Genomic DNA, 921 nt, shown 5'->3' on the forward strand with positions numbered 1-921 from the left:
CGAATACACGGTCACTGCCGAAGTAGACGATGGCCTAGGAAATATTGGCAGCGCTACAGAAACCGGTATTATAGACACCACTATGCCAGCGATTGAAGTTGATACGCTAAGCGTAACAAACGACACCACACCAACGATCACCGGCACCGCGAATGCACCACAGGGCAGCACCGTGACGGTAGAGATCACCGATAGCAATAACGTCACGCATACGGTTACAACGACCTTAGGCGCTAATGGCACCTGGAGTGTAGCCGCCTCACAAGTACTTGCTGAAGGCAACTTTACTGTAAGTGCAAGCGTAAGCGATGCAGCGGGTAACGAAGCCACTGCCACCGGCGCAGGGGAAGTAGATACCATTGCGCCAACAATTGATTTAACCAGCCCAGGTTCAAGTAACGACGTAACCCCAACCTTAAGCGGCACCAGTGATGCGGTTGAAGGCACCGTGATCACCTTTACGGTTATTGATGATTTAGGGGCCGAGCAAACCTTTACCACCACCGTGGATGCTAACGGCAACTTCTCAGTGGAAGTACCCACGGCACTTGCCGAAGGCCCTTACAGTATCGAAGCGACTATTAGCGATGCAGCGGGCAACAGCAACGATATTACTGGCAGCGGCAACATCGATACCACCGCGCCAAGTGTGAGTGTGGATGCACCAGCGCTCACCAACGACAGCACGCCAACGGTTACGGGCACCAGTGATGCAGCAAACAGCACCGTCACGGTGACCTTTACGGATGCGGCCAACGCAGTTCAAACCATTGATGTACAAACCGATGCCAACGGTAACTGGAGTGCCACCCCTGCGACTGATTTAGCTGAAGGTAACTACAGCGTCAGTGCGAGCATCACCGATGCAGCAGGTAACACCGGCACAGGCACAGACAACGGTGAAGTGGATGTAACGCCACC

Annotated in this window: 1 protein-coding gene; it reads left to right on the forward strand. The window is 53.7% G+C overall.

Going from position 1 to position 921, the window contains the following annotated elements; all coding sequences use genetic code 11:
* A partial coding sequence (locus WDB87_RS00040; RefSeq protein WP_337848635.1) for an Ig-like domain-containing protein occupies positions 1 to 921 on the forward strand: 921 nt, incomplete at both ends.

Origin of the sequence: Pseudoalteromonas sp. C12FD-1 (genome assembly GCF_037414265.1) — a bacterium.
Taxonomy (GTDB): Bacteria; Pseudomonadota; Gammaproteobacteria; order Enterobacterales; family Alteromonadaceae; genus Pseudoalteromonas.